This is a genomic window from Mesorhizobium yinganensis, assembly GCF_040081985.1.
GTDB lineage: Bacteria > Pseudomonadota > Alphaproteobacteria > Rhizobiales > Rhizobiaceae > Kumtagia > Kumtagia yinganensis.
Genome location: NZ_JBEBMH010000001.1, coordinates 545,665 through 571,961, shown reverse-complemented (window position 1 = coordinate 571,961; position 26,297 = coordinate 545,665). Strand labels below are relative to the sequence as shown.

The 26,297-nt window shown below is 65.5% G+C and carries 13 protein-coding genes; 9 read left to right on the top strand and 4 right to left on the bottom strand.

The features are described 5' to 3' along the window. Positions 1-137 precede the first annotated feature (137 nt). Both ABMA59_RS02685 and ABMA59_RS02680 read right to left on the bottom strand, forming a co-directional pair. On the bottom strand, positions 138-5,906 hold the full coding sequence (locus tag ABMA59_RS02685) for a translocation/assembly module TamB domain-containing protein (RefSeq protein ID WP_349003746.1): 5,769 nt from the start codon (positions 5,904-5,906) through the stop codon (positions 138-140). A 10-nt stretch (positions 5,907-5,916) separates the two neighbouring features. Continuing rightward, the gene (locus tag ABMA59_RS02680) at positions 5,917-7,839 is read right to left on the bottom strand and encodes an autotransporter assembly complex protein TamA (protein WP_349003745.1); all 1,923 of its coding nucleotides are present in this window, start codon (positions 7,837-7,839) and stop codon (positions 5,917-5,919) included. A 253-nt stretch (positions 7,840-8,092) separates the two neighbouring features. Here ABMA59_RS02680 and ABMA59_RS02675 point away from each other — a divergent pair, with 253 nt between their 5' ends. Next, complete coding sequence (locus ABMA59_RS02675) at positions 8,093-13,558, top strand: alpha-2-macroglobulin family protein (protein ID WP_349003744.1); 5,466 nt, start codon at positions 8,093-8,095, stop codon at positions 13,556-13,558. 170 nt (positions 13,559-13,728) lie between these two features. Here ABMA59_RS02675 and ABMA59_RS02670 read toward each other — a convergent pair whose 3' ends face one another. Further along, on the bottom strand, positions 13,729-14,142 hold the full coding sequence (locus tag ABMA59_RS02670; RefSeq protein WP_349003743.1) for a helix-turn-helix domain-containing protein: 414 nt from the start codon (positions 14,140-14,142) through the stop codon (positions 13,729-13,731). Positions 14,143-14,562: 420 nt separating this feature from the next. Between ABMA59_RS02670 and pbpC the strand changes: the two genes are divergently transcribed. Beyond that, on the top strand, positions 14,563-16,677 hold the full coding sequence (pbpC, locus tag ABMA59_RS02665; protein WP_349003742.1) for a penicillin-binding protein 1C: 2,115 nt from the start codon (positions 14,563-14,565) through the stop codon (positions 16,675-16,677). Between the two features lie 296 nt (positions 16,678-16,973). Here the strand turns inward: pbpC and ABMA59_RS02660 are convergent, their stop codons facing one another. Further along, positions 16,974-18,005 (bottom strand): histone deacetylase family protein, encoded by a 1,032-nt coding sequence (locus ABMA59_RS02660; RefSeq protein WP_349003741.1) that lies wholly within the window; start codon positions 18,003-18,005, stop codon positions 16,974-16,976. Between the two features lie 144 nt (positions 18,006-18,149). Between ABMA59_RS02660 and ABMA59_RS02655 the strand changes: the two genes are divergently transcribed. From ABMA59_RS02655 to ABMA59_RS02625, 7 genes are all read left to right on the top strand, one after another. Then, complete coding sequence (locus ABMA59_RS02655) at positions 18,150-19,814, top strand: amidohydrolase (protein WP_349003740.1); 1,665 nt, start codon at positions 18,150-18,152, stop codon at positions 19,812-19,814. 148 nt (positions 19,815-19,962) lie between these two features. Then, positions 19,963-21,060 (top strand): ABC transporter ATP-binding protein, encoded by a 1,098-nt coding sequence (locus ABMA59_RS02650; protein ID WP_349003739.1) that lies wholly within the window; start codon positions 19,963-19,965, stop codon positions 21,058-21,060. A gap of 3 nt (positions 21,061-21,063) precedes the next feature. Beyond that, the gene (locus tag ABMA59_RS02645) at positions 21,064-21,981 is read left to right on the top strand and encodes an ABC transporter permease (protein WP_349003738.1); all 918 of its coding nucleotides are present in this window, start codon (positions 21,064-21,066) and stop codon (positions 21,979-21,981) included. Further along, positions 21,974-22,774 (top strand): ABC transporter permease, encoded by an 801-nt coding sequence (locus tag ABMA59_RS02640; RefSeq protein WP_349003737.1) that lies wholly within the window; start codon positions 21,974-21,976, stop codon positions 22,772-22,774. The genes ABMA59_RS02645 and ABMA59_RS02640 overlap by 8 nt, the downstream gene beginning before the upstream one ends. A gap of 23 nt (positions 22,775-22,797) precedes the next feature. Then, positions 22,798-23,826: an ABC transporter substrate-binding protein gene (locus tag ABMA59_RS02635; RefSeq protein WP_349003736.1), complete on the top strand. Its 1,029-nt coding sequence runs from the start codon at positions 22,798-22,800 to the stop codon at positions 23,824-23,826. A 51-nt stretch (positions 23,827-23,877) separates the two neighbouring features. Beyond that, positions 23,878-25,080: a serine hydrolase domain-containing protein gene (locus ABMA59_RS02630; RefSeq protein WP_349003735.1), complete on the top strand. Its 1,203-nt coding sequence runs from the start codon at positions 23,878-23,880 to the stop codon at positions 25,078-25,080. Between the two features lie 25 nt (positions 25,081-25,105). Next, the gene (locus tag ABMA59_RS02625; protein WP_349003734.1) at positions 25,106-26,296 is read left to right on the top strand and encodes a serine hydrolase domain-containing protein; all 1,191 of its coding nucleotides are present in this window, start codon (positions 25,106-25,108) and stop codon (positions 26,294-26,296) included. Position 26,297 lies beyond the last annotated feature (1 nt).

The window sequence follows — 26,297 nt, the reverse complement described above, 5'->3', positions numbered from 1 at the left end:
CGCCGGAGATCGGTCGGGGCTCCGAGAAACGAAGTTTTCCAAGCATCGAAGCAGGGCGTGCGTTGAGCCGCACAATCGCCCGCGCCTTACTTTGGAGACATCTGCGCGCAGCAAATTGCCATTGCCTGCAAGCCCCGTCAGTATTCGCGCTCGAAGAAAATACCGCCCTTGGCCTGGCCGTCATTGTGGGCTTCGCCTCTGAGCTTCACGCCGCGTCCGACGTCGAGGTCGATTGCCGCCTTCCCCGAGCCGGCCTTGTCCCCTGTCTCGATGGTCAGATAAGTCTTGTCGTTCAGGTATTTGCCGACCGATAGTGCCGTGCTGCCGTCCGCGTTGGTCTTGACGTCGAGATCGTCGACACCGAGTTTTTCGCGCAGCGAGCTCAGCAGCCCAGTGGTGCCGCCCGCGCCCGCCAACTCCGCTGCCGCTTCCGCCAGCCGCGCGATCTGCAGCGGCGACAGATTCCCCATCGCCTGACCGAAGATCAGGCGCGCGAGTACCTCGTCCTCGGGAAGTGCCGGCACCGACGTAAAGCTGAATTTCGGGTTGTTCGCCGGACCGCTGACGGCGACCGTGACCGTCGCGTCGCTCGCGGTGGTCTCCGCCGCCATGTCGAGTGTCGGCACGAGCGAGCCGGTGAAACCCAGCGTGCCGCGCGTGAAGGTGAGCCGCCGGCCGAGCAGCATCAGCCGGCCGCGGCGCATGGTGAACTGGCCGGTCGCCTGCGGCGCCGCCAGCGGGCCTACCAGCTTCAGCGAGCCGCCGAGTTCCGCATCCAGTCCCCTGCCCTGCACGAAGATGCGCTGCGGCGCGTTGATGGTGAGGTCGAGCGACAGCCCGCCGCCGCCACCGCCGCTGCTTGCCTGCGGCGGAAACAGCGCGGCTTCCTGCCTCCTTACCGCTTCAGGCGCATTCTTGTGTCTGACGTCCAGCGCCGTCAGCGAGGCCGGCAGCCGCTGCGGAATGGCGATCACGGTGCGCGACAGGTTTATCGTGCCGCCGATCTTCGGCGCGGAGGCAAGCGGCCCGGTGACGGTGAGGTCGCCCGACATCGTCGTCGTCACGATCTCGCCGTCGGTATAGCGCGCATCCGTCAGCTTGACCTTGATGTCGCCCGGAAATCCGCTACCCGGATCGATGCCGACCGAGCCCGACGCCGACACTGAACCGCCGCTCGACAGTTTTGCGCTGGCCCGCGAGATCGTCGCGCGGCCGCCGCCAAGCGCGATGTCGGCCGTCAGTTCGTTGAGCGCGATGCCGGAGCGGGCGTCGACCAGCCGCGCGCCGGATGTGCGGATGCTGCCGCCGATCACCGGCGCGGTCGCCGCCCCCGTCACGGTGACGTTGACGTTTGCGTTTCCAGTCAGCGCCAGCCCCTGTGCCGCCAATCGGCTTTGCACCAGCGCAAACGGCACGCCGCCGTCGAATTTGAGGTCGAGCCGGGGCGGTGCGCCGAGCGCCACCGTGCCCCCACCTTTGAGCGTCAGGCCCGAACCCTCGCTCAAATTCGCTTGGAAGGTCAGTTTGTTGGATGCGAAACTGCCGGTCGAGCGGATTGCCAGGGCGCCAACGCCGGCGCCGCGCGTCTGCGAGGTCTGCGCGCCGGTCCAATCCATGGTGTAGGCTACCGCGGGACTGGTGGCAGTACCGGTCGCCTTCACCGTGCCCGAGATGGTGCCGCCGGCATCGAGCCCCGGCGCGAAGGCGTTGACAACGGACGCCGGCAGCTTGGCGATCGCCACGTTAACGTTGAGCGACGAGCCCGCGGTTCCCGACACCGTTACCGAACCGCCGCCGACATTCAGCCCGATATTGTCGAGTTTTGTCTGGCCGCCGGCGATGCTCACCGTCGAGGCGCGTGCGAGTGCCGCCTTGATGCCACGCATCGTCGCCTCGGCAGACGCGAGTTCGACCGTCGTGATGCCATTCTCGACCTTGACCCGGCCGGCTGCCTTCAGCGGAATGTCGTTGACCGATGCGCCGCCCGAAAACCGCGTCCACACATCCTCGCGCGACAGTTTCAGGTCGACGCCGCGCACCGCCGTCGTGCCGGCCCGCACCTCCTGCGCCTTAACCGTTCCCGAGATGCCTGGCGACACCATGTAGTTGGTTGCGACCAGGTCGACCGCCACCGCGCGCACCACGATGTCGCCGCGCGTGATCGAATCCGACTTCAGTGACACGGTCGCCTGCGCCGCCGGCCCTTGCCGCGTAAAATTGGCCTTACCCTTGACGCTGCCATCGATGGTCTCGAGAGCAAGCGCCGCCAGCGGTCCTATGTCCGGCAGGTCGAAGTCGATCGAGCCGTCCGGCACGAAGTTCTGGTCGAGCGTAAGCGCTCCGACGACCCGGTTCTTGCCAAGGGACAGGTTCAGGTCGCTGACCTCGCTGCGCCCGCCCGTCGACTTCAGCACCGCCTTGCCGTCGAGCGTCTCGCCGGCGACGCGGCCGCTGAGCGTAACATTGGCCTGCGGATTGGCGAGGTCGGCCTTCGCGGTGGCATTCAGCGCCAGCTTCTCGATGTCCCGGTCCGCAACCGTCATCTTGTCGCTGGTCACTGACAAGGTCACGTCCGGCGTGGCCAGCGCCCCCTTGGCCGTAGCCGAGAACGCCACGGCGCCCCGCGCCTGCTGGGCAAGAGGCGAGATGTCGGCAAGCGCGCCCTTCACGTCGGCGTCGATCTGGCCGTTGCTCAGCTTGATGACACCGCTGCCGGTCACGCCGCCCGACTGCAACGCCAGCGAGTTGGCCGACACATTGCCTTCCGTGTCGCGTGCCAGATCGGTCGACAGAGTCAGTTTCGGCCCGAGCACCGGCCGGACAGCCGCCGGCAACGCAGCGGTCACCACATCGGCTTTCAGTTTCAGCGTGATCGACCCGTCCTTGAGCGACACTTTTCCACCAAAGCCGCCGTCGATGGCGTCGCTGCGCAAGATACCGTTGGTCACCGTCAGCGCGTCTGTCTCCAGCAGCCCATCGAGCTGTGCCCGCACCTCGCCGGCCACCAGCGGTGCGACGGTCGGGTTGTCGATCACCAGCCGCGCCGCCTTCGCCGCACCCGTAACCGCTCCGAGCCGCGAGGCGACGTTGAATTTGTCCGACCGCAGCGTGATGCCGAGGTCGATCAACTGCACATCGTTCGTCGCGACCTTCGAAAGGTTTGCACCAATGTCGAGCTTCGGCTCGGCGATCGGCCCGGAGATTCGCGCGGTCGCCGACCCCACGGTTATGTCGATCGGCGCCTCGTCGGTGCCGAAGGACAGCGGGAGGCCGCTTTGGCCCGCGGTGACCTGCACGGACACGTCGGCAGAGCCAGCGGGGTCATAAATGCCGGACGCCTTTGCCACCAGCGCACCGTTCGACACCTCGGCCCGCTCGATCTTGATCGGCCCGCTCTTAGGCAGCAGCGCGGCCAGGTCATAGGTGGTCTTGCCGCCGAGGATCTTGCGCGCAGGCTCCGGCACGAAACGCATGAACTCGCCGTCGCCCTTGGCTTCGACCGCGCTGCCCGCGTCGGTCATCCGGTGCGCGACCGTGAAGTTCGAGACCGTCTCACCAGCCATCGACAGCGTGCCTTCAGCGGTGATCGCGGCAATCGTACCATCGACCGAGAGCCGCAGCTCCCCCGGCGGCTGGTCGGGCATCAGGCCCGCCAGCGTCGCGCCGACCGTGCCGGTGATCGCCGGGGTCTTGAGATAATCGGAAATCGCCGCGTCGACCGCGATGTTGCTGACGGTCAGCGTCTCACGCTTGATCGAATCCGACGCGAGCGTAACTTTCACCTGCGGTACGCCGCCTGCCTCGGCAAAGGTCGCGCTCCCCTTGGCCGCGCCTTCAACTGCCTGCCCGGCAAGTGCCGCGAGCCGCGCCAGTTCCGGAAAATCGAAATTCACCGTTCCTGTCGGGAGGAACTGGTCGTCCAGCGCCAGCGCTCCCGCGACACGGTTGGGACCGAGCGAGAAATCGAGGTCGCGGAGTTCGCGCTTGCCGTCGGTCGTGGCGACCACGGCCTTGCCGTCGATCGCTTCGCCCTGGAAAGACCCCGTCAGCGTCACCGACGCTTGCGGGGCGGCGAGGTCGACGGTTCCCGAGGCGCGAAAATCCAGATCGTCGATGGCGCGGTCGGCAAAATCGAGCCTCTCGCTGGTGACGTTGGCCTGGACCTCCGGCGCCGCCAGCGGACCTTTTGCGGTGACGGCCACCGCGACGGCTCCGGATGCCTGCGGCGCCAGCGGCGAAACATCGGCCAGCGCACCCTTGAGATCGGCGTCGATAGCGCCTTCGGCTAGCTTCGCAGACCCGCTCGCTGTCAGCCCGCCGGATTCGACCGACAGCGCGTTCGCCGACAGATTGCCCGACGAATCCCGCTCTATGTCAGCCGACAGCGCCACCTTTTCGCCGAGCAGCGGCCGCGCGCCGGCGGGCAGCGCCGCTGAAACCACTTCGGCATTCAGCTTCAGCGTTATCGCCCCGCCGGCGAGCGACACGTCCCCGGAAAAACCGCCATCGATCGCATCGCTTCGCAGCGTACCCTTGGTGATTTTCAGCGCGTCGGCCGACAGCACGCCTTCAAGCCCTGCACCGATCTCACCAGCCACCAGAGGCGCAACGGTGGGATTGTCGATCGTCAGGCTGGAGGCGGTCGCCGAGCCGGTCACCGGGCCCGAACGCTTTGCGATGTCGAACTCGTCGGAATGCAGCGTGATGCCGAGATCGGAGAGCTTCACGTCCTCGGTCGACACCGACGGCAGCTTCGCCGCGATGTCGAGGCCGGGTTGCCGCCCATCGCCGAGCGCGCGCACTGTGGCTGAACCAATCACGATGTCGATCGGACTTTCAGCGGTGCCGAAGGAAAGCGGCACGCCGTTGTTCTTCGCTGCGAGGTCCAGCGCGATGTCCGTCAGGCCCTGCGGATCGTAGGAGCCTGTCCCGGTCACGCCCAGCGCCGCGCTATCGATCCTTGCACGCGCGATTTCTACACCGCCGGCCTTGGTCAGCGTGCCGGCCAGGTCAAAATCCGCCGTGCCGGCAAGCAATGGCCGGAACCGCTCCGGCAGGAAACGGTCGAAAACGCCGTCGCCCCTGGCTTCGATCACGTTGCCGGCGTCGGTCTGCCGGTGCGTTCCTGAAATGCTCGTGACTAGGTTGCCGTCCACGGCAAAGGTGCCGTTGCCCTTCCAGTCGGCCAGTGGCCCCGACCCGGTGACGATGATGTCGACCGCCGGTTTTCCCGGCAGGCCGAGCAGGTTCGCCAATATGCCGCCGGAAGGCTCGGAGGCCTTCAGGTCAATGTCGAGCTTGTTGTCGCGCGGTGAAAAATCGATAGCCGCCATGACCTCGCCCGCCGTGCCGTCGGTGCGCGAAACGTCGAGATCGGCATTCACCGTCAGCGGCGAAGCCTGCGCCATCGCCTTGCCCTTGGCGGCGATGCTCGCCACCTGCCCGCCGGTCACCGACTGGCCGAGCGCGATATCGGGAAAATCCAGCGCACCGATCGACACGTCCACCGGCAGGGATCCAGAGCCCCCTTTTGCCGGCGGCTGCTTGGACGGTTTCGGCAGGCGCGCAAATTCGACGCGCTCGGCCGCGACACGGTCCGCGTTGAACTTCAGCCGCAACAGCGAAATCGGCGACCACTCGACCTTGATGCCGCGCGCCGCCAGCCAGGGTCCCTCGGCATCCTCCAGTACGAGCTGGTCAAGCGCGAAATTTCCGGACCAGATGCCGCTGATGCCCAAAATCCGCACCTTCCGGTCGGGGCTGGACGCCATGTCCGAGATCATTCCGGCCAGATTCTCGCGGCCCTTGCCGGTTAGGGTCAGCACCGCCAGCGCCCCGACCACGAAGGCCAGCGCGATCAGCAGCGTGTATTTGAGAATCCTGAGGAATCTGCGGACCCAGATCATGCCGCCGCCCTCAGAACGATTGCCCGATGCCGGCATAGACGGCGAAGCTCGGATCGTGCGAATCGGGGTTCAACGGCACGGCCGCGTCGACGCGCAGCGGACCGAACGGGGTCATGTATCTGATGCCGATGCCGGCGCCGACCTTTACATCGGCAAAATCGGGGTAGGAGTCGAGCGACACCGTCCCCGCATCGACGAAAGGCACGATGCCGAACGTGTCGTTGACCGCGTAGCGCAGTTCGACCGAGCCTTCCGCCAGCGACAGGCCGCCGGTCGGCTCTCCGTCCTCCCGCGGCCCGATGCCCTGATAAGCATAGCCACGCACGGAGCCGCCGCCGCCCGCATAGAAACGGCGGTCGGCCGGAACCTGCTCGACGCTGGCACCGACGATCGAGCCCAGCACCGCGCGTCCGGCAACCACGATCCTGCCTTCGGAATCGAGCGCCTGATAGGCCGAGCCCTCACCCCTCAGTTTCACGAAGGCGACGCTGTTCAGCACGTCGTATGCGGGCTCGACATAGCCGACGGCGCGGAACCCCTTGGTCGGGTTCAACTTGTTGTCGCGGTTGTCGAAGGCATATTGCAGCGGCGTCGAGACGATCAGGTAGTCCTGATTGGTCACGAACGCGTCGGTGATGCGCGAGAATTCGACGTCCAGTTCCGCCGACACGCTTTGCGTCTTGGTGAGTTGGTAGGCGAGACCGGCGGTTCCTTCCACCGAGAACCGGTCATAAGCATCGGGATGCTCGTAGACGCTTTTGAGGCTGCTGAAGAATTTCGACGCCGGGCCGATCACCCCCGGCTTCTCGAACATGATGCCGGCGTTGTAGTTCAGCGCGGTGAACTCGTTGCTGCCGATGCCACTGATCGATCCCTCGATGCGCAGTTTTTCCGCATGGCCGAACAGGTTGCGGTGGCCCCAATAGCCTTCCAGCCCGATTCCCTCGGTGTTGGAATAGGTGGCGCCGACACCGTAATAACGCAGCTTGCGTTCTGTCACCGTGACGTTGATCGGGATGTTGCCGTTGGCGTCCAGCGCGTCCGCTTCCATCACGGCGACGCTGTTGAATACGCCCAGTCCGTTCAGCCGGTCGCGCGCCTCATCCATCTCCTCCGGCGAATACCGCTTTCCCTGTTCAAGACCGGCCATGTAGCCGGTAAAGCCGCTGTCCATCGTTTCGGTTCCGGAGACCGTCGTCGGACCGTAGTCGGCGACCGGTCCGGCGGCCACCGCCAAGGAAACGTCGACCGTGCCGGTCTTGTGGTCGGCGATGACCTCGCGTCCGGTTACCTTGGCCAGCGGCCTGCCCTCGGCCTTCAGCCTCTTCACGACGTCCGATTCCGCCTTCAGGATCCTGGTCGAGCCTGCATCGCCGCCCGGCGTCAGTCCGAAGTCCGCAGGCGCCAGCCCCGCGGCGTCGCCCTTGAGTTGTACGTCGCCGAGCACGAAGGTCTGGCCGGGCTCGACGCTGATCGTGACCGGGACCGGCCCGGCGCCGAATTCAGCGTCGGGCGGCAGCACGTCGATCGACTTGCCGGCGATCAGTATGTCGACCACCCCGTCGTAGCGCGCCGCCTCGTAGAGTGCCGCCACCAGCCGCTCTCGGTCACCGCGCGCCTTTGTGAGCAGGCCGAGCGAGCCGGACACAGGGCGGTCCTCGTCGGCGACAAGTGACGAGGCATCGCTGATCTTCTTCTTGAGATCGTCGCTTCCCGCCACTTCCACCGTCACTGTGTAGTGCAACGGATCGGCGATGTCGGCATCTTCCTCGTTCTCCTTCTCGAAGAACTTGTAGCCGAATATCTGGAAGGCATCGGCGCGCGGCGTCAGCGCCACAAGGGCGGTGGTGCAAAGCAACCCGGAAAGGAAAAACCGCGCGAACCTGACGGTCGCGGTCTCGCCCCTCCAACTCTGCGGTTGCCGCTTCATCATTAACGCAAACTTACTCCGGGGGCTAATTTTGGACGGGCGATATGAACCGTTCGTAAAGGGGCCACAATCGCGCTGTCAGAAATCGTTGGGCAATTCATGATGATACGTGTTCAACTTGCCCCCGTTGGTGCCGTAACACGTATGAGAACGATGGCCAACCGTTGATGGGTGTGCGGTGGCCGCCCAATTGGTGAGGATGAGCCTTGGGGTTGCATAAATGCCTCTCGGCGGTGACGTTTTAGGGGGAGTTGCTATGCGATTGATTCGCATTCTGTCGGCCGTGGCCTTGTTGCTGGCTGCGTGGTCGGTGCCCGGATATGCCGCCGAAGCGCGGGCGATCGAGACAACCCAGAACAGCGATTATTTCGGCTTCGACCTGCGCTCCGAGCAGAACCTCTCGCTCGATCAATGCAAGGCGACCTGCCTCGGCGATACCCAATGCCGCGCCTTCACCTACAACACCAAGGCGAAATGGTGCTTCCTCAAATCGGACTTCGCCACGCTGAAGCCTTTCAACGGCGCGGTCGCGGGCAAGGTCGTCACCATCGACGGCGAGCCGGACATCGGCGCCCCGCCGCAGATGAGCTTCTTCCCATCTTGGATGGCCGACGAGGCCTGGCAGTACCGTGCCAACCTGACCGCCACGCCGCCCAGCCCGACCGACGGGCTCGTCGGCTTGGTCGAGGGCGCCGAGCAGGCGATGCTCACCAACGACGCGCGCGGCGCAATGAACAAATACATCTCGGCGATCCGGATCGCGCCCGACGACGGAAAGCTCTGGCTCGGCCTGTCGCGCGCCCTGCTCGCCGTCCAGGGTGCCAACAGTTCGGAAACCGCGACGCTTGCCCGCGACGCGACCTCGTCCGCCTGGAACGCCTACCAATTGGTGCGCACCGGTCCGGGCCGCGCCGACGTGCTTGCGGCCATTGCCGCCGGCCTCGACCGCCGCGACATGTTCCGCCCGTCTCTGCAGGCCTATGAGGCCAGCCTTGCGCTCGTCAATTCTGCCTCCATCCGCGCCGAATACGAGGACCTGAAGGCCCGGAAAGGCTTCCGCGTCGTCGAGCACACGATCGACGCCGATACGCCCTCGCCGCGCCTCTGCGTCCAGTTCTCCGAGGAACTGGTCAAGACCGGCGTCGACTACGCACCCTTCGTCACCGTCGACGGCGCCGCTCCCAAGGCCGTCGAAGCGCAGGACAAGCAGCTCTGCGTCGAGGGCCTCGAGCACGGAAAACACTACAACATCACCATCCGCCCCGGCCTGCCGGCCGCCATCGGCGAGGTCATCGCCGTGCCCACGGCGTTGTCCATCTACATCCAGGACCGCGGCGCATCCGTCCGCTTCACCGGCGACTCTTTCGTGCTGCCCGCCACCGCGCGGCGCGGCATCCCGGTGGTCAGCGTCAACATGACCGCCGCCGACATGAAGCTGTTCCGCATCGGCGACCGCTCGCTGGCCCAGCTTCTGTCGGGCTACCAGTTCCTGCGCCAGCTCGATTCCTACGACATCGACAACATCGCCTCGCAACTGGGCGCGCCCGTCTGGGAGGGCAAGCTGGAGATCGCAAACCAGCTCAACCAGGAGATCACCACGAGCTTCCCGGTCGACGAGGCGCTGCCCGAGCGCAAGCCCGGCGTCTATGTGCTGACCGCCCAGCCCGAAAACGACAAGAGCGATTCCTGGTCGTCGCGCGCCACGCAGTGGTTCGTCGTCTCCGACATCGGTCTCTCGACCTATACCGGCCAGGACGGGCTCAACGTCTTCGCCCGCTCGCTAGGCTCCGCCAAGCCGATCGCCAATGTCGAGCTGACCCTGCTTGCCCGCAACAACGAGATTCTCGGCACCGCCAAGACCGACGCCGACGGACGTGCCACCTTCAATCCCGGCCTGGTGCGCGGCACCGGCGGCATGGTGCCGGCCGTGCTGACGGCCGATGCGGACGGCAAGGATTTCGTCTTCCTCGACATGACCCGCGCCGGCTTCGACCTGTCCGACCGAGGCGTCACCGGACGCGCCACCGCCGGCGCGCTTGACGTCTATGCCTGGACCGAGCGCGGCATCTACCGCGTCGGCGAGACCGTGCATGTCGCGGCGCTCGCCCGAGACGACGCGGCGAACGCCGTGGAAAAACTGCCGCTCACCTTCGTCTTCTCGCGCCCCGATGGTGTCGAGGACCGACGGGTCGTCAGCGACGGCGGCTCGGCCGGCGGCCACGCGGTCGATCTGCCCGTGCCGAACAACGCCATGCGCGGCACCTGGACGGTGGCGATCTACACCGACCCGAAGCAGCCGGCCGTCTCCAGCCAGAACTTCCTTGTCGAGGACTTCGTCCCCGACCGCATCGAATTCACCATGACCAGCGACAAGGAGGAAGTCGCCGTCGGCGAACCCGCCAACATCACCGTCGATGGCCGCTTCCTCTATGGCGCGCCGGCCGCCGGCCTGGCGCTAGAGGGTGAGGTCACGGTCGACACAACGCGCGAGTGGGAGGAGTTCCCCAACTTCCAGTTCGGTCTTGCCGACGAGCAGGAGGGTGACGCTACCCGCATCCCGCTCACCGAACTGCCTGCCGTCGGAGACGACGGCAAGGCGACCTTCCCGGTTCAGATCGATGCGCTGCCCTCGACCACCCGCCTGCTCGCCGCCGACGTGACGGTGCGCATGCGCGAAAGCGGCGGCCGCGCCGTCGAGGAATCGCTCGACCTTGGCATCAAGAGCCAAGCCGATGTCATCGGCATCCGCCCGGATTTTTCCGGCGGCGAGGTGCCGGAAGGCGGCACGGCGAAATTCACCGTGATCGCCGTCGATCCGGACGGTAACCGCAAGGCGTTGCCCGGCGCCGAGTGGTCGCTGGTCAAGGTAGAGCGCGACTATCAGTGGTATCGCACCGACAATTCCTGGAACTATGAGGCGGTCACCCAGACCCGCGCCGTCTCCAGCGGCAAGCTCGACATCGCCGCCGACGGCACGGCCTCGATCTCCATGCCGGTCGATTGGGGCCGCTACCGCCTGGAGGTTGAGACCGCCGATTCGGAAGGCCCGGCCACCAGCGTCGAGTTCGATGCCGGCTGGTATGTGGCTGCGTCGTCCACGGAGACGCCGGACGGGCTGGAGGTTGCGCTCGACAAAGAGCACTACGCTCCGGGCGAGGTCGCCAGGCTCAAGATTTCGCCGCGTTTCGCCGGCGAGCTTCTCGTCGCCGTCGGTTCCGACCGGCTGCTTTCCACCTACACGGCCACCGTGCCCGCCGAGGGCGCGACCATCGACATCCCCGTCTCGGCCGAATGGGGCGCCGGCGCCTATGTGACGGCGACGCTGTACCGGCCCGGCGATGGACAAGAATCGCGCATGCCCGGCCGTGCCATCGGCCTGAAATGGCTGACCGTCGATCCCGGCGCGCGCAAACTCGCCGTGTCGCTGTCGCCGGTTCAAAAAACCGAGCCGCGCCAGCCGCTGACCATCCCAGTGGAGGTCACCGGCCTGCCGGCCGCGACCGACGCCTATGTCACCATCGCCGCCGTCGATGTCGGCATACTCAACCTGACCGACTATAAGGCGCCCGATCCGGAAGCCTGGTATTACGGCCAGCGCCGCCTCGGGCTGGAACTGCGCGACCTCTATGGCCGCCTGATCGACGGCTCGCTGGGCGCGGCCGGCCGGCTGCGCACCGGCGGTGACGGCGGCGGCCTGACCGCCCAGGGCAATCCGCCCAAGGAAAAGCTCGTCGCTTTCTTCTCAGGCCCGGTGAAGCTGGACGCCGACGGCAAGGCCAGTGTCGACTTCGACATCCCGCAATTCAACGGCACGGTCCGTGTCATGGCCGTTGCCTGGACAAAGGACGCGGTCGGCCACGCCCAGACCGATGTGATCGTGCGCGATCCGGTCGTCATCACCGCCGGCCTGCCGCGTTTCCTGGCGCCCGGCGACGCCGCCGTCATGCGGCTCGACATCGCCAACACCGACGGTCCCGACGGCGATTACCACTTCGCCATCGAGACAACCGGCGATCTTTCGACCGGCAGCGCCCCGCTGCCGGAGAAGCTCACGCTGACCGGGGGCAAACGCCAGTCGATCACCGTGCCGCTCAGTGCGCAGACCGCCGGCGACGCCAGCCTCACCATCCGCCTCGCCCATGACAATGGGCCGGCGGTGGAGCAGACGCTGTACATCCCGGTCCGACCGGCGGTTCTGCCGGTCACCAACCGGCTGGTCGTCGATCTCGGCCCGAACGGAAGGAGCGTTCGCATCGACCGCGAACTGCTGGCCGACAGCGTTCTGCCCGGCGCCTATGTCAGCGTCGGCGTCTCGCCGTCAGCCGCCTTCGACGTACCGTCGCTGATCCTGGCGCTCGACCGCTACCCCTATGGCTGCGCCGAGCAGACCACCAGCCGGGCGCTGCCGCTGCTCTATGTCAGCGAACTCTCCGCCGGCGCCGGTATGCAGGACGAGCCGGAACTGCGCGGCCGCATCCAGGATGCGATCACGCGGGTTCTCAGCTACCAGTCCTCGTCGGGCAGTTTCGGCCTGTGGGGACCCGGCTCGGGCGATCTGTGGCTCGATTCGTATGTCACCGACTTCCTGACGCGGGCCCGCGAGCTCAACTACGACGTGCCGCGCGAGGCCATGCTGCAGGCGCTGAGCAATCTGCAGAACGCGCTGTCATACGACCTCGACCTGGAGGATCGTGGTAGCGAGATCGCCTACGCACTCTACGTTCTGTCCCGCAACAAGAAGGCCTCCGTCGGCGACCTGCGTTATTACGCCGACACGCAACTGGAAGCTTTTTCCAGCCCGATGGCTGTGGCGCAGCTTGCCGCCAGCCTGGCGCTCTACGGCGACGTCCAGCGCTCCGAGGCGACCTTCCAGGCGGCCCTGCAGCTTGCCAAGCAGAACCCCGAGCACGACTGGTACCGCTCGGATTACGGGTCGCGGTTGCGCGACGGCGCCGCCATGCTGGCGCTCGCCGCCGAGAGCAAGCCGATGCCGTCTGTGGTTCCTGAACTGATCAGCCTGGTCGGCGCCGAACGCCGGGCGACCCGCTGGACGAGCACGCAGGACGACGCTTGGATGCTGCTCGCCGCCCGCGCGCTGCGTTCCAACGCCGCCGACATGCGGCTGACGATTAACGGCAAGCCGCACACCGGGCTCTACTCCGAGCGCTTTGACGGCAGCACGCTGGTCGACAGCCCCGTGACGATAGCCAATGCCAGCGGCAGCGCCGTGCAGGCGGTGGTCACCGCGGTCGCCGCCCCGGCCCAGCCGCTGCCGGCCGGCGGCGACGGTTTTGCCATCGAGCGTACCTATTACACGCTCGATGGCAAGGAGGCGAACGTCACCGAGGTCACGCAGAACCAGCGTTACGTCGTGGTGCTCAAGGTAACGGAGCAGAACACGTGGCCGTCGCGCGTGCTGGTCAGCGACCTGCTCCCTGCCGGTTTCGAGATCGACAATCCCGGTCTGGTGAACAGCGCCAGCCTCGGCAACTTCCCCTGGCTGGACCAGACGGAAGCGGCACATCTCGAATTCCGTGACGACCGTTTCGTCGCGGCCTTCGACCGCAACGGCGACAGCGGCCGGCAGTTCACACTGGCCTATGTGGTGCGCGCCGTTACCCCCGGCGTCTACGCCCATCCGGCGGCGAGCGTCGAGGACATGTACCGGCCGCAATTCTCGGCCCGCACCGCCGCCGGCATGATGGAGGTCAAGGCGCCGTGAAGACGGCCGCGCCTTTCCTCTCGCCCTTGGGGGGAGGGTGGCCGCGAAGCGGCCGGGTGGGGTCGCCTCGGCCAAGCTCTAACGTTGCTCTACGCTGGTGCATTTCGCCACCGCCCCCACATCGCGTAGAAAACCTCGCGTTCCGCTCGGTTTTCTCCGCCACCCTCCCCTCAAGGGGGAGGGTTAGCCGGCGCTTTTCCCGCCAGCCACTCAATCGGCACATCCAGCACGCGCGCAAGCGCGGCGATAGTCTCGACGGAGCCGGATTTCCGGCCGTATTCGAGGTCGAAGAGGTAACCCTGCGCGATGCCCGCTTCGGCGGCCAGCTTGACCTGCGCCATGCCGCGCCATTTGCGCAACGCCTGCAACCTGCCGTAGGCACGCAGAAGCATGGCACTCACCTCCGCAGGCAGGATCGCGTTCGGATCGCCAGCAAGCTCGGCCTTGCGGGCGTCGTACATGGCAAGGTCCGCCGCATCCTCGTCGGCTCCCTCGGCTGCGGCGACAAGTGCCTCGTATTCTGCGCGAGGAAGAACGACGAGTTCATCGCCGCTCGGACTGTGGATGATTTGAATCCCATTCATGCCTTATCCTCACTGTCTCCGGTACGTCGTCGTTTCACGCCGCCCGATGTAGATGGCGAGTGCCCTAAGACTGAAGGGCTACAATGTCGCTATCTCCTCCTTCTAGGGGCCAGCAGCAAATCGGTTGCAATCGGATATCGCCGCACTCCGCCCAACACCCCTCATCCGACCTCGCTTCGCTCGGCCACCTTCTCCCACAGTGGGAGAAGGTGGAGCGCTGCCGCAACGCCTCTGCAAATCTCCGTCGTTGAAGGTTGGCGGAGCCGTACACGCGAAACTCCCCCTTCTCCCACTGTGGGAGACGGGGGCCGAGCGAAGCGAGGTCGGATGAGGGCTGTTGGACGGAGTGCGGCAGCGGCAATTGCCAGTATGTCGGCCCGGCCGAAAGTCCTCAGCCGGTCCCAACTGGGCCGATAACCGATGTCGGCTCTCCAGAACTTCCCTCGCTCCAAACTCGTCCGCCGAGCGACCATAGCCCTCGTCGGCTGCGCGGCTATTGCCGGGCTCTCCGCAGCCGCACTTTTCTCTCTGGACCGCGCCTTCCCGCCGCCCTTGCCGGAAAAGATCGTTGTCTCGAAGGAAGTCGACGACCGCGACGGCAAGCTGCTGCGCGCCTATGCCACGCCGGATGGTTTCTGGCGCTTTGAAACCTCGCTGGACGAGGTCGATCCCGAATTCATAAAAATGCTGGTCGCCTATGAGGATAAGCGTTTCTGGGAGCATTCCGGCGTTGATCCGCTGGCGCTGATGCGCGCCGCCGGCCAGCTTGCCGGCAATGGCCGCATCGTGTCGGGCGGCTCGACGCTGTCCATGCAGCTTGCCCGCCTGATCGAGCCGCGCGAAAGCCGCAGCCTCACCTCGAAACTCACTCAGATTTTTCGCGCCTGGCAGATCGAGCGCCGCATTTCCAAGCGCGACATTCTGGAGCGCTATCTCACGCTGGCACCCTATGGCGGCAATCTGGAAGGCGTACGCGCCGCCTCCCTCGCCTATTTCGGCAAGGAGCCGAAGCGCCTGACCGTTTCCGAGGCAGCCCTGCTGGCGGCCCTGCCTCAACTGCCCGAGCGCCGCCGGCCGGACCGGTTCCGCGACAATGCCCAGACCGCCCGAGATCGCGTCTTGGCGCGCATGGTCGAAGCAAATGTGCTCGCCGAGCGGGAAGCCGCCCGCGCCGCGATCGACGACGTATCCGCAGTGCGCTACGCCCTGCCTTCGCTCGCCGCCCACCTCGCCGACGATGCGCTCCGCGCAGCACCTGCGCAATCCCGCCTCCAACTGGCCATCCAGAAATCCGTGCAGGCCGGGCTGGAGACCGTGGCGAAGGAGGCCGCCCGGCGGCTGGGCGAGCGCGTGTCGGTGGCGATGGTCCTTGCCGACGCCCGCACCGGCGACATTTTGGGCTCCATCGGCTCGGCCGACTATTTCGACGCACGCCGTTTCGGCTGGATCGACATGACGCGTGCCAGCCGCTCACCGGGATCCACCCTAAAACCCTTCATCTACGGGCTCGCCTTCGAGCAGGGGCTGATCGCCCAGGAAACCTTGATAGAGGACCGGCCCGCGGACTTCGCCGGGTACCGACCGAAAAATTTCGACATGAGCTATCAGGGCGACGTCAGCGTCCGCCAGGCTTTGCAGCTATCCCTCAACGTGCCGGCCGTCCGCCTGCTCGACGCGGTCGGCCCCGCGCGGCTTACCGCGCGTTTCCGCAAGGCGGGCGTCACGCCGTCGCTCCCGCCCGGCGAGGCGCCGGGCCTGGCGATCGGCCTAGGCGGCGTCGGCGTCACCCTGCGCGACCTCGTTCAGCTCTATACGGGCCTCGCCAATGGCGGCCGCGCCAAGAAACTGCGCGACGGCACCGAAGCGGATTTCCAGCCGCTGGCCGACGGCATGATCCTAGAACCCGCGGCAAACTGGCAGGTCACCGACATTCTTTCCGGCGTCCGCGCCCCCGAGGGTGCCACGCAGCGCGGCATCGCCTACAAGACCGGCACCTCCTACGGTTATCGCGACGCTTGGTCGGTCGGCTACGATGGCCGCTATGTGCTCGGCGTGTGGGTCGGCCGCGCCGATTCCGGCTCCGTGCCAGGGCTGGCGGGTTATGTCTCGGCCGCGCCCATCCTGTTCGAGGCGTTTGCGAAATCCGGACTTCCCGCCGCGCAGCAGCAGCGTCCGCCCGCCGGTGCCTTCCACGCCGCGCCGAACGACCTTCCCGTTACACTGCGCCGCTTCGAATCCGGCCAGGACGCCCTGCCCGCCGCGGCGGCCTCCGTCTCGGTGGTCGAGCCGGCGCCGCAGATCGTCTTCCCGCCGGACGGCGCGCATGTCGAACTCGCCGCCTCGCCGGCCGGCCCGCTTGTGCTGAAACTCCAGGGAGGCCGCGCACCATTCCGCTGGCTCGCCAATGGAAAACCGCTCTCCGAAATCGTGCGCCGCCGCACCGCCACCTGGCAGCCGGACAGCGCCGGCTATTCGACGCTCACCGTCATCGACGCCGCCGGCCGCGCCGCAAGCGTGAAGGTGTTCGTGGAGTAGGTTGTGGCGCGTCCTTCGAGGCTCGCCCGCCGATAACTGCGCTCAAACCACCGGTGGCATGCGGGCTCGCACCTCAGGATGAGGAGGGTCGTACCTGCACGCCAACCTTCAACGTCCCGACGCGTTCTTGCAGTCTGATCTCTCGGCCAATCGCGCTACTTTTCCAGGATCCAGTCGAACTCTGGTGATTAGCGATTGCAGGCACGACCGTCCTCATCCTGAGGTGCGAGCCCGCACGACTGTACCTGTTGAGCGAGAAGCTTGAAGGGCGAGCCTCGAAGGACGCACCCAAAACGCTATTCTGCCTCGAACCCCGTCAGCACGCCCACCGCGTTGACGCCGATTTCCTCGACCGCATAGCCGCCCTCCATGACGAAAAGCGTCGGCAGGCCGAGCTTGGCGATGCGTTTTCCGATCTTCGGATAGTCCTCCGTCTTCAGCTTGAACTGGCTGATCGGGTCTTTTTCGAACGTATCGACGCCGAGCGAAACCACGACGATGTCGGGGTGATAGGCCGTCAGTTTGGAGCACGCGTCCTCGAGCGACGCGCTCCACTCGGCCCATGCCGTGCCGAACGGCATCGGATAGTTGATGTTGAAGCCCTCGCCCTCGCCTGCCCCCTTTTCATCGGCATGGCCGAGGAAGAACGGATATTCGGTCATCGGATCGCCATGCAGGTTGATCACCTGCACGTCGCCTCGCGTATAAAAAATCTCCTGCGTGCCGTTGCCGTGGTGATAGTCCACGTCGAGGATCGACACCTTGTTCGCGCCATTGTCGCGAAACCACTGCGCGGCGACCGCGGCGTTGTTGATGAAGCAATAGCCGCCCATGAAGGCCGCCCCCGCATGATGACCCGGCGGCCGGCAGAGCGCGAAGGAAGCGCGCTCGCCGATTTTGACAAGCGCCGCCGCGGTCAGCGCCACGTCGTAGGACGACTTGATCGCATCCCACGTCCCCTTCACGAAGGGTGCGCCGGCATCGAAGGAATAATAGCCAAGCAGCGCGTCGATGGTCTTCGGCCGGACGTCGCCGCGCAGGCCGCGCGTCGGCCAGGTGTAAGGCAAGGCGGATCCCGACCGGCCGGATTTTTCCCATTCCGGCCAGACGGTTGGCAGGAAATCGATATAGTCCGCTTTATGCACGCGCTTGGCCGCGTGAAGGTCATGCGTCGCTGGCGGCAGGATCGGCCCGAGCTCCTCCGATTCGACCCTGGCGCGGATGAACTCCGCCCGCGACGGTTTCTCGAAACCCGGCACGATCGCGCCCGCGACCAGTTCCATCTGGCCGGAATGGCCGGCATGCAGCGTCGAAAATATCGTCTTCATGAACCCCTCGTCTGGTGATGCGTCAACCTAGCCGCACCGGCCCTCTCCCCACAAGCGCCCTGCTGTAAAGCAGCCACCCGGCCACCGATCTGGCTTTCCAGCCCTCACAGGTGCTAGATCATGGCGTCCAACCGGAACCCTTCCATGACCCGAAACGCCGAGCTGATCATCGTCAATGGCCGCGTCAAGACCATGGATGAGGACCAGCCCGCGGCGCAAGCGCTGGCAGTCAGCGGCGGCGAGATCGTGGCCATCGGGGACAGCGCCACCATTGAAGATTTTCGCGGCCCAGGCACCAGGATCATCGATGCCGGCATGAATTCGGTCGTGCCGGGTTTCATCGAAGGCCACATGCATCTGTTTTCCGGCGCGGCCGAACTGGCACATCTGCAGCTTTCCGGCGTCCACGGCGCCATCGCGCTGCATGCGGCGATCCAGGATTATGCACGCTCCCGCCCCGACGCGCCGATGCTGCTCGGCCAAGGCGTCGAATACACGGTGCTGGGCGGCCGCTCGGTCACCCGACACGACCTCGACCGCATTCTGCCCGACCGCCCCTTCGCCATGGCCGCACCCGACCATCACACGGTCTGGGCCAACACAAAAGCGTTGGAGCTCGGCGGCGTGCTGCACGGCAAGAAGCTGCGGCCCGGCAACGAAATCGTCATGGGCGAGGACGGGCTTGCGACCGGCGAGCTGCGCGAGAACGAGGCTTTCAACCCGGTGATCGCGCTTGCCGGCGAGGAACGAGCCCGGCTGGGTCTTTCCACCGGCGGGGAGCCCGACCCGGTGCCTTCGCAGAAGGAGCGCGAAGCCGATCGCGACACGATGCAGCGCGGGCTGGACTGGTGCGCCCGCCACGGCATCACCTCCATCCACAACATGGACGGCAATTTTTATCAGCTGGAGCTGCTGTCGGAGATCGAAGACCTCGGCGGGTTGCATTGCCGGACCAAAATCCCGTTCCACTTCAAGAACTTCATGAAGATCGAGATGCTGGAAAAGGCCAGCCTTATGGCCGAGCGCTACCGCTCCGAATGGATTTCCTCCGGCCTGGTGAAGCTGTTCTACGACGGCGTCATCGAATCCTGGACCGCGGTTCTGGTCGAACCCTATTCCGACCGGCCGGACTGGGGCGGCGAACCGCTGTTCACGCCGGAACGCTTTGCCGAGATTGCAACCGAGGCAGACCGCCGCGGCCTGCAGATCGCCGTTCACTCCATTGGTGACGGCGCGGTGCGGGCCGTCCTCGACGGCTACGAACAGGCGCGGCGAACCAATGGCGTCCGCGACAGCCGCCACCGGGTCGAACATATCGAGCTGATCGCGCCCGCCGAAGTTCCGCGTTTTGCCGAACTGGGAGCCATCGCCTCGATGCAGCCTACCCATGCGCCGGGCGCCCATGGCGTGCCGCTGGAGCCGACCGCGTCGCGCATCGGCCGGAACCGCTGGCAATATGCATTCCCCGTCCGCAGCCTGCTTTCCGCTGGCGCCCCGCTGGTCTTCGCTTCCGACTGGTCGGTCGCACCGATCGACCCGATCCTCGGCATGCAGGCGGCAATGCTGCGAAAGCCTTGGGGCCGGGGTGATCCGGACCAGAGCCTGACGCTAGACGAGGCGCTCGCCGCCTACACGACCGGCGGCGCCTATGCCGAGTTCATGGAACACCGCAAAGGCAGGCTGAAGCCCGGTTATCTCGCGGACATCGTGGTGCTTTCCGGCGATCTCGATGCTTGTCCGGCTGAGGAACTGACGAAAATCCGGCCGGTCACCACGATCTGCGGCGGACGCGTCACCTTTCGGGACTAAGCCCGTGGCACGATGCCTTCCAGCGTGCGTCGCGCAATGACTTCTGAATCCTCGCTCAAGCCGATTGCCAAGTGCTGCCGCATATGCTGACAATCGACGCAAGGGGAACCAACAGCCCGGCCAAGCCGGCTAGACCTGGGGCATATGCGTGCCGGAAAAACCGGATAGGAACGCGATCGAAGTTCGCAACGTCAGCAAGATCTTCGGCAGCGGCGACGCCCGCTTCGCGGCGCTCGACCGCGTCTCGGTGAACATCCGCGAGAACGAGTTCTTCACGCTCCTCGGCCCCTCCGGCTGCGGCAAGACGACATTGCTGCGCCTCATCGCCGGTTTCGATTTCCCCACCGAGGGCGAAATCCTGCTCTACGGCGACGACATCGCGCCGCTGCCGCCGTTCAAGCGGCCGGTGAACACCGTGTTCCAGAGCTACGCCCTTTTCCCGCACATGACGGTCGCTGAGAATATCGGCTTCGGGCTGGAAATGCTCGGCAAGCCGAAGGCCGAGGTCGAGGCCCGCGTCGCCCAGATGCTGAAGCTGGTGCGCATGGAGCAGCTTGCCGGCCGCCGCACCAGCCAGATCTCCGGCGGCCAGCAGCAGCGTGTCGCCCTGGCCAGAGCGCTGGCGCCGCAGCCGAAAGTGCTGCTGCTGGACGAACCGCTGTCGGCGCTCGACTACAAGCTGCGCAAGGACATGCAGATCGAGCTGAAGACGCTCCAGCTTGAGACCGGGATCACCTTCATCTTCGTCACCCACGACCAGGAGGAAGCGCTGACCATGTCCGACCGCATCGCCGTGATGTCGGCGGGAAAGATTTTGCAGGTCGGCAGCCCGCGCGACATCTACGACCGGCCGGCCGAGCGATTCGTCGCCGACTTCATCGGCGAGAGCAATTTTTTGCCGGCAAGCGTCGTCTCGACCGCCGGCAATCTCGCCACCGTGCGCCTCGCCTCCGGCGCCGAGATACCAGCATCGCTGCCGGATGGTTTTGCGCCCAAGGGCAACGTGTCGATCGTCATCCGTCCGGAGCATGCCCAGCTTTCCAGGCCGGAAGGCGCTGCCCTCGCCGGCACGGTGGAAAACGTCGTCTATCTCGGCACCGATACGCATTTCCATCTCAGGCTGGATTCCGGCGAGCCCTTCATCGTGCGACGGCAGAACGCGCGGGGCCACACCGACCGTTTCGCTGCGGGCAGCCAAGTCGGCCTGCTCATCCCGGCCGATTCCGCCCAGATCCTCAAGGATTGACGGATGTCGGCAGCCGAGCGCCTTCGCGAGCATGAGAAGCGGGATATACGCAACCGCTGGCTGCTGTCCGCCCCTGCCCTGCTGATCATCCTGTTCGCGGCGACCGGCCCGCTGCTGATCGTTCTCGCCTATTCCTTCCTCACGCCCGGCCAGTATGGCGACGTGGAGTGGAAGCTGTCCGGCGAGGCCTGGACCTCGGTGTTCCTCGAACGCGACATTTTTGACGACACACTCTCGCTAGCCGACGCCCACGTCACCATCTTCTGGCGCTCGGTGAAGCTGGCGCTGATGACCACGGCGGCGACACTGATCCTCGGCTTTCCCACCGCCTATTTCATCGCCACGAGGCCGGAGAACAAGCGTGACCTCTGGCTGTTCCTGATCACCATCCCGTTCTGGACGAACCTTCTCATCCGCACTTTCGCGGTGCTGCAGATTATCCGCAACGAGGGCATCTTCAACACCGTGCTTATCAAGCTCGGCATCGTCGACGCGCCGTTGCAGATCCTGTTCACAGACACCGCGATCATGCTGGGCATGGTCTATGTCTATCTGCCGCTGATGGTGCTGCCGATCTATGCCAGCATGGAGAAGCTGGATTTCCGCCTGCTGGAGGCCGGCTACGATCTCTACGCCACGCGCTTCGCGGTGCTCAGGCGCATTATCTTCCCGCTGGTCAAGCCGGGCGTGATTGCCGGCTCGATCCTGGTCTTCATCCCGGCCATCGGCTCCTATGTGGCGCCCAGCGTGCTCGGCGGCGGTAAGAACATGATGCTGGCCAACCTGATCGAGTTGCAGTTCGGACAGGGCCGCAACTGGCCGCTGGGCGCCGCACTTTCGATCGCCGTGATGGTCATCGTGATGATCGCGCTGCTGCTCTACGTGCGCAATGCCGGCACGGCGGAGACGCGGCATGGCTGACCGTTTTTCCGTCCGCCACCAGCCCGGCTTCACGGCCATTGCCGCGACCTGCTTCGTGCTGCTCTATTTCCCGATTGTCGTGCTTGTCGTCTATGCCTTCAACGCGGCGACCTCCACGTCCGCCTGGGGCGGCCTGTCGCTGAAATGGTTCGTGTCGGCCTGGAACAACGACGCCGTCATCGAAGCCTCGATCCGCTCGCTGCAGATCGGCGCGGTGGCCGCCGTGCTGTCGACCGCCGTCGCGACCATGGCGGCACTTGCGACTACACGCACGCCGCCCTATCCGGGCCTGACCTTCAAATACGCGGCGATCAACCAGCCGCTGATGGTGCCGGAGATCGTTACCGGCGTGGCGCTGCTGATCTTCTTCTCGCGCATCAAGATCTTCACCGGCTATACCGGCCTCGGCTACCTGATCGCGGCGCACACGGCCTTCTGCATTCCCTTCGCCTATCTGCCGATCCGCGCGCGGCTGGAAACCATGGATCTGACGCTGGAGCGGGCCGCGGCCGATCTCTACGCCACGCCGTGGAAGACCTTCCGCCGCGTGACGCTGCCCTTGCTCTGGCCCGCCATTCTCGCCGGACTGATGCTGGCGTTCGTCATCTCGCTGGACGACGTTGTCATCACCGAGTTCGTCAAGTCGGGCGGCCAGGATACGCTGCCGACCTACATGCTCGGCCAGATTCGCCGCGGCATCACGCCGGAGATCAACGCGATTTCGACCGTCTTCCTGCTTCTGTCGGTCGCCATCGTCACGCTGTTCTTCTTCATGAGCAGGAAACGGGAATAACCAACGACAATGGGAGCCTTGAAATGAAACGTTTGCTCGCAACGCTGGCCTTCGGGCTGCTGGCCACGACCGGGCTGGCGCATGCCGACGGCGAACTCAACATCTACAATTGGGGCAACTACACCAGCCCCGATGTGATCAAGAAGTTCGAGGATAAATACAACGTCAAGGTCACGATCACCGACTACGATTCCAATGACACCGCGCTTGCCAAGGTGCGCCAGGGCGGCACCGGCTACGACATCGCCGTGCCGTCGCAGACCTTCGTGCCGATCTGGATCCAGGAAGGCTTGGTGCTCGAAACCAACCCCGGCCAGATGGAGAATTTCAAGAACGTGGCGCCGGAATGGGCCAATCCCGACTTCGACCCCGGCCGCAAATACACGGTTCCGTGGGCCTGGGGCACCATCGGCGTGGTGGTCAACACCGCTGTATACAAGGGTCCCTCGAACAGTTGGGGCATCATCTTCAACACGCCGGACGAGTTGAAGGGCAAGGTCAATGTCGTTCCGGAGATGAACGACGTGATGTTCGCGGCAACCAAATATGTCGGCGGCGCGCAGTGCACCGATGACAAGGAGGTGCTGAAGAAGGTGCGCGACACGCTTGTGGCCGCCAAGCCGAACTGGATCGCAATGGAATACAACACCATCGAGAAGATGGGCGCCGGCGACTTCAAGGCAACCAGCGACTGGAACGGCTCGGCGCTGCGCCAGCGGCTCGCCAATCCGGAAATCCAGTTCTTCTATCCGAAGGAGGGCTACGGCCTCTGGAGCGACAACGTGGTCGTGCTCAAGGAAGCCAAGAACGTCGAGAACGCGAAACTTTTCCAGAACTTCATCATGGACCCGGAGAACGCGGCGGGGCTCTCGGCCTTCCATCGCTACGCCAACGGCATCACCGGCTCCGACAAGTTCATGCCGGAAGACATGAAGACCGCGCCCGAGGTGATCATCCCGGCCGACGTCAAGCCGCTCGGCGAGTTGCAGCACCTCTGCTCGCCCGAGGTGCAGGACCTGTATACCAAGATCTGGACCGAACTGCAGAAGTAGGCCTGTGACGCCTTCTCCCCGCTCGCGGGGAGAAGGCCCTGGCTCGTACCCATGACCTCCTACAAGAACAGCGATCTTCGTCCGCCGATCATGCAAGGCTCGCCGCCCGCGCTCATCGTGCCGCGGCTGGATTGGGACCGGCCGCCGTGGAACCGGTGGTCGTTCCAGCATGTCCGCGAACTGCTGACCACCGCCGAAGTGTGGCGCGGCAACGGCCACCGCAAGAAGTTTCCCCGCGCCGAGGTCGATCTCGATACGCTCGAATTCGACACCGAAGGCGGCCGCACGACGCTCGAACGGCATCTCGACGACACTTATACCGACGGGTTTCTGGTGCTGAAGGACGGCTCGGTCGCTTTCGAGCGCTATTTCAACGGCATGAACGAGCGCACGCTGCATCTGTCGCAATCGGTGGCGAAGTCGGTGACCGGCATGGTGTTCGGCATCGTCGCAGGCCAGGGCGTCGTCGATCCCGCCGCGCTGGCGACCGACTATTTGCCGGAACTTGCCACAACGGGCTGGCGCGGCGCGACGCTGCAGCAGGTGCTCGACATGACCACCGGCGTACGCTTCGACGAGACCTACGAGAACCCCTATTCGGATATCGGCCAGGTGGACGTGGCGGGCGGCTGGAAGCCGCCGCCGCCCGGCAGCGATCCGGATTTTTCCTGGCCGGCGCATATGTGGGAGCTGATCCTGCGCCTGACCGAAACTGTGCGCCCGCACGGGGCGATGTTCGAATATCGCTCGATCGAGACCGACGTGCTGGCCTTCGTGCTGGAACGCGCGACCGGCAAGCGGCTGCCGCAACTGGTTTCGGAAGAACTCTGGCAGAAGATGGGCGCGGAGGAGAGCGCCTGCTACACCGTGGACAGCGCCGGCTATGCGATCGCCGACGGCGGCTTCAACGCCACGCTGCGCGACTACGGTCGCTTCGGCCAGTTGATCCTCGACGGTGGCGGCGGCATCATCCCGTCCGCCTGGATCGAGGCGACAAGGACCGGCAGCTACAACCAGCTCTACAACGACGCGTTTCCGGAAGGTTCCTACCGCAACCAGTTCTGGATCGAGGACCCGCGCTCCCGCACGCTGATGTGCCGCGGCGTGTTCGGGCAGCTCATCTGGATCAGTTTCGATCACCGCATGGTGGCGGTGAAACTTTCCACCTATCCCGACTTCAGCAACACCGCCTTCGCCAAGGCGACGCTGGCCGCCATCCACGCGATCGCCGCGGCACTCGCCGGCCGGGCATGATCCGCATCCAGTCGAGTATCCGATCTTGAGCCTTCCCAACCCCGCCTTCACCCAAAAGTTCGGCTTTGCACGTGCCGATGTCGGCCTCGGCAACTGGCGCACGCGGCCCTATTCGGCCTGGTCGTTCCAGAACGTCGCCGAACTGGTGCCATCAGCCGAAATCTCCACCAGCGCCACCATCGAGGACGAGACGCTGGAGCCGTTGGGGCCATTGCTCGAACAGACGGTCGATGTCGGGGCCGGGAGCGAAACCGTAAAGAGCTTCCTGGCCCGATCGGACACCGACACGCTGGTAGCGATGAAGGCAGGCAATTTCGTCGGCGAATACAACGCGCCAGCCACCGATCCCGCAGCGCCGCATATCGTGTTTTCCATCAGCAAGTCGCTGACCGCCATCCTTGCCGGCGTGCTTCAGGATGAGCGCCTGCTCGACCCGGCCGAGCCGGTGACGCGTTATGTGCCCGAGGCGAAGGGCACGGCCTATGACGACGTTACCGTCCAGCAGGTGCTGGACATGCGCGTCAGCCTCGATTTCGTCGAAGCCTATCTCGACCCGGAAAGCGATTTCGCCCGCTACCGCCGCGCCATGCTGTGGAACCCTATGCGCGCCAGCGACAAGGTCGAGAGCCTGCGCGAGGTGATCCTGTCGCTGCCGAAAGCCGATGGACCGCATGGCGGACCGTTCCGCTATTATTCCCCGCTTTCGGACATGCTCGGCATCATCGTCGAGCGTGCATCGGGCCTGCGCTACGCCGACCTCCTGCGCGAAAAACTCTGGGTCCCGCTGCGGGCGCGCGGGCGCTGCACCGTCACCGTCGATAGCGAAGGCATGGCGCGCGCCGCCGGCGGCGTTTCGATGACGGCGCGCGACCTCGCCCGCGTCGGCGAGATGATGCGCAACGGCGGCATGGCCGGCAGCCGCGCTATCGTCTCCGAGCGCTGGGTGCGCGACACGCTGTCCGCCGGCGATAAGGCCGCCTGGAAGGCCGGCGACTTCGCGCATCTCTTGAAGGACGGCAGCTACCGCAACAAATGGTACCAGTCGGGATTTCCGAACGGCGCCTTCATGGCCATCGGCATCCACGGCCAGTGGCTGTACGTCGACGCCGAGCGTGAAGTGACGATCGTGCGGCTCTCGTCACAGCACGAGCCGGTCGACGACCCGCTCGACCAGGAGGCGCTGCGTTTCTTCGAGCAGATCGCCGTAATGCTTTGAG

Bases quoted from the DNA above. Each gene is read 5' to 3' on its own strand.
- ABMA59_RS02635 (WP_349003736.1), top strand. From the start codon at position 22,798: ATGAAACGTTTGCTCGCAACGCTGGCCTTCGGGCTGCTGGCCACGACC.
- ABMA59_RS02670 (WP_349003743.1), bottom strand. From the start codon at position 14,142: ATGAATGGGATTCAAATCATCCACAGTCCGAGCGGCGATGAACTCGTC.
- ABMA59_RS02680 (WP_349003745.1), bottom strand. From the start codon at position 7,839: ATGATGAAGCGGCAACCGCAGAGTTGGAGGGGCGAGACCGCGACCGTC.
- ABMA59_RS02640 (WP_349003737.1), top strand. From the start codon at position 21,974: ATGGCTGACCGTTTTTCCGTCCGCCACCAGCCCGGCTTCACGGCCATT.
- pbpC (WP_349003742.1), top strand. From the start codon at position 14,563: ATGTCGGCTCTCCAGAACTTCCCTCGCTCCAAACTCGTCCGCCGAGCG.
- ABMA59_RS02630 (WP_349003735.1), top strand. From the start codon at position 23,878: ATGACCTCCTACAAGAACAGCGATCTTCGTCCGCCGATCATGCAAGGC.
- ABMA59_RS02675 (WP_349003744.1), top strand. From the start codon at position 8,093: ATGCGATTGATTCGCATTCTGTCGGCCGTGGCCTTGTTGCTGGCTGCG.
- ABMA59_RS02685 (WP_349003746.1), bottom strand. From the start codon at position 5,906: ATGATCTGGGTCCGCAGATTCCTCAGGATTCTCAAATACACGCTGCTG.
- ABMA59_RS02655 (WP_349003740.1), top strand. From the start codon at position 18,150: ATGACCCGAAACGCCGAGCTGATCATCGTCAATGGCCGCGTCAAGACC.
- ABMA59_RS02660 (WP_349003741.1), bottom strand. From the start codon at position 18,005: ATGAAGACGATATTTTCGACGCTGCATGCCGGCCATTCCGGCCAGATG.
- ABMA59_RS02645 (WP_349003738.1), top strand. From the start codon at position 21,064: ATGTCGGCAGCCGAGCGCCTTCGCGAGCATGAGAAGCGGGATATACGC.